Here is a 2,981-nt window from a genome sequence, read left to right as displayed (position 1 = left end):
GCCCGCTCAGGTCCTTTCCGCGCCGCCCGTGACGGCCGCCCCACCCGCCCCGCCGCCCGCCGGGGCGACGCCGCACAGCGCGAGCGCGGCTCCGGCGACGGCCGGCACGTGGGCGTCGAGGAAGAAGTGCCCGCCGGGCAGGACCCGGAGCGCGAAGGACCCCCTGGTCCGCTCGGCCCACGGCGCCACGTCCTCCACCGGCGCCTCCGCGTCCTCGTCCCCGGTGAGGGCGACCACCGGGCAGGCGAGGACCCCGTCGCCCGGCACGTACGCCGCGACGGCCTCGTAGTCGGCGCGCAGCGCGGGCAGGATCACTTCGAGCAGACCCGGGTCCGCCAGCACCGCCGGATCGGTCCCGCCCAGCGCCCTCACGCGCGCGACCAGCGCCTCGTCGGACTCCGGCCGCTTCCAGGCCCCCAGCCGCGACGGTGCCCGCCGCCCGGACACGACGAGCCCCGCCGGTCCCTGGCCGGGCACCCTCGACAGCCGCAGCGCCACCTCGTGGGCGAGCGAGGCGCCCATGCTGTGCCCGAGCAGGACGCGCGGCCCGGCCGGGGGCGGCCCGGCGGTCAGCTGCGCGGCGATCAGGTCGGCGAGCCGGTGCAGATCGCGGACGGCCGGTTCGCGGTAGCGGTCCTGCCGGCCCGGATACTGCACGGCACGCAGATCGGCGAAGGGCTGGACGGCGTCGGACAGCGGACGCCAGTACCCCGCCGCGCCGCCCGCGTGCGGAAAGCAGATCAGCTCCGCGAGGGCGTCGGTGGAGTGGTAGCGGCGCAGCCAGGGGTTCCGCCGTGCGCCGGGGGCGCTGTCCGCGATGCATCGCTTCTGCATGGGGTGCTTTCGGTTCGGACCGGGTCTGCCGGTGTCGGCCCGGTCGGGGGGCGTGCGGGTCTGCCGGTGTCGGCCCGGTCGGGGAGGTGTACGGGTCAGCGGCGCCGGGCGTTCGGTGCCGGAACCAGCCGTACCGCCGTGTTCAGGACATGGTCGATCGCGTCGCGCGACGGGTGCTCCGTGAGGTTGGTCAGCAGCCGGGCCAGGGTGTTGAGCAGGGCCGGCGAGCCCAGGACGTAGCGGTTGAGCACCGGCTGGAAGCCCGACCGGCTGAAGACCAGATCCGCGGCCGCGTTGCCCAGCCGGTAGTAGCGGCCCCAGCGGCGGTTCATCTCGACCGGGTAGTGGCGCAGCGCCCGCTCCCGACGCGGCCCGGCCGGCAGCGCCAGCGCGAGCGCCGTCGTCTCGGCCGCCACCTCACCCGCCTCCAGCGCCTGTCCGATGCCCTCGCCGTTCCACGGGCTGACCATGCCCCCCGAGTCACCGACCAGCAGCAGCCCGCGGGTGTACAGCGGGTGCCGGTTGAAGCCCAGCGGGAGCGCGGCGCTGCGCACCGGCCCCTCGGCGTTCTCCTCGCGCAGCCCCCACTCCCGGGGGGTGCGGGCCAGCCAGCGGTCCAGGGAGGCCCGCAGGTCGGCGCTGCCGTGCCGGCGGTGCGGGAGCGCCCCGAGACCGACGTTCACCCGGCCGTCGCCCATGGGGAAGATCCAGCCGTACCCCGGCAGGTAGGCGTCGCCGCGCGGGAAGCGGAGGTCGGCCCACAGCTCCAGGAACTCCTCGCGGGAGCGCTCCGGGCTGCGGTAGTAGCGGCGGGCCGCCGTGGCGATCTGCCGCCCGGTGTCCCGCTCCAGGCCCATCGCCAGGGCGATCCGGGCCGAGGCGCCGTCGGCGGCGATGACGACCGGGGCCCGGTGCTCCACCGTCCCCGCCTCCGACACCGCCGTCACCCCGGTGATCCGCCCGGCCCGGTCGGTTACCGGCCCCCTGACCTTCACCCCGGTACGCAGCCGGGCCCCGGCCGCCACCGCGTGCCGGGCCAGGATGTCGTCGAAGTCGTGCCGGCTGCGGGTCAGCCCGAAGTCGGGGTAGCCGCCGAGCGCGGGCCAGTCGATCTCCACCTGCCGGGAGCCCGCCACCCAGCGCATGCCCCGCGACCGGGTCCAGCCGGGCGCCCCGATGTCCACGCCCATGCGGATCAGCTGGTGCACCGCGCGCGGCGTGAGCCCGTCGCCGCACACCTTCTCGCGCGGGAAGCGGGACTTCTCCAGGAGCAGCACGTCGACCCCGGCCCTGGCCAGGTGGTAGGCGGCGGACGAACCGGCCGGGCCCGCCCCCACCACGATCACCTGGGCCTCCTCGGCCGCGCCGGCAGCGGTCTCCTCGTCCGACGGCGACTGCTCTGCACGGGTCTCCCGCATGGGGCTCCCTCCCTGGGCCGGACGGCCGCCGGGGACGACGGCCCTGTACCCGGACATCCTGCCGGGTTCCCCGGCGCACCGGGAGGGTGATCAACAAAGCGCCGAGCCCGGCGAAGTCCGTAACTGTGTGCGAGGTGTGGCCGCCGCCGCTCAGAGCGGCGGCCTGCGGCCCGGCTCCGCGAGCAGCCGCTCGATCCGGTCGAAGCGCTCGTGCAGCAGCCGCGCGGTCTCGTCCCGCATCTCGCGCGCGGTACGCTCCGCCCCGGCGGCCAGCCGGTGCCGGCGCCGCTGCTCGTGCCCGACGAACCAGGTCGCCAGCGCGGCCGTGACCATGCCGTACGTGGTGATGCCGACGGCCATCACGACGGCGGCCACGACCCGCCCCCACGGCGTCACCGGGAACAGGTCCCCGTACCCCACGGTCGTCGCGGTCTCCACCGACCACCACAGCGCCCGCGGATACGTGGTGATCGTGGCCTGCGGGGCGTGCCGCTCGGCCAGGACCACCAGCCCGGAGCCGGCCAGTACGGTCAGGGCGAGCAGGACCGTCGCCCAGCCCGCCGCCTTGAGGTGCAGCGAGCGCTTCTCCCGGCCGAGCAGCAGCTCGACCGCCTTGGTCAGGAATACAGGCACCATGCGCGGATCATGGGGCGCCGCCGGTGGCCCGGGCGGCCGGGCACGCGTCCGCCGGCCCCGCGTCACCCGATCGCGCGGAAGCCGGCCGCGCCC

Annotated in this window: 3 protein-coding genes; all 3 read right to left on the bottom strand. The window is 76.5% G+C overall.

Translation table 11 applies throughout. The features are described 5' to 3' along the window. Window positions 1–6: 6 nt before the first annotated feature. The 3 genes from MHW47_RS33925 to MHW47_RS33915 all read right to left on the bottom strand — a co-directional run bounded on the left by MHW47_RS33925 (window position 7) and on the right by MHW47_RS33915 (window position 2,888). On the bottom strand, window positions 7–834 hold the full coding sequence (locus MHW47_RS33925) for a thioesterase II family protein (protein ID WP_239227688.1): 828 nt from the start codon (window positions 832–834) through the stop codon (window positions 7–9). A gap of 95 nt (window positions 835–929) precedes the next feature. Further along, window positions 930–2,252, bottom strand: coding sequence for a geranylgeranyl reductase family protein (locus MHW47_RS33920; RefSeq protein WP_239227687.1), 1,323 nt, complete (start codon window positions 2,250–2,252; stop codon window positions 930–932). A gap of 150 nt (window positions 2,253–2,402) precedes the next feature. Further along, on the bottom strand, window positions 2,403–2,888 hold the full coding sequence (locus MHW47_RS33915) for a potassium channel family protein (RefSeq protein ID WP_239227686.1): 486 nt from the start codon (window positions 2,886–2,888) through the stop codon (window positions 2,403–2,405). Window positions 2,889–2,981 lie beyond the last annotated feature (93 nt).

The organism is Streptomyces sp. OfavH-34-F (assembly GCF_022347745.1).
Classification (GTDB): Bacteria; Actinomycetota; Actinomycetes; order Streptomycetales; family Streptomycetaceae; genus Streptomyces.
Note: the sequence above shows the minus strand (reverse complement) of the source record. Positions and strands in the feature narration are given on the sequence as shown.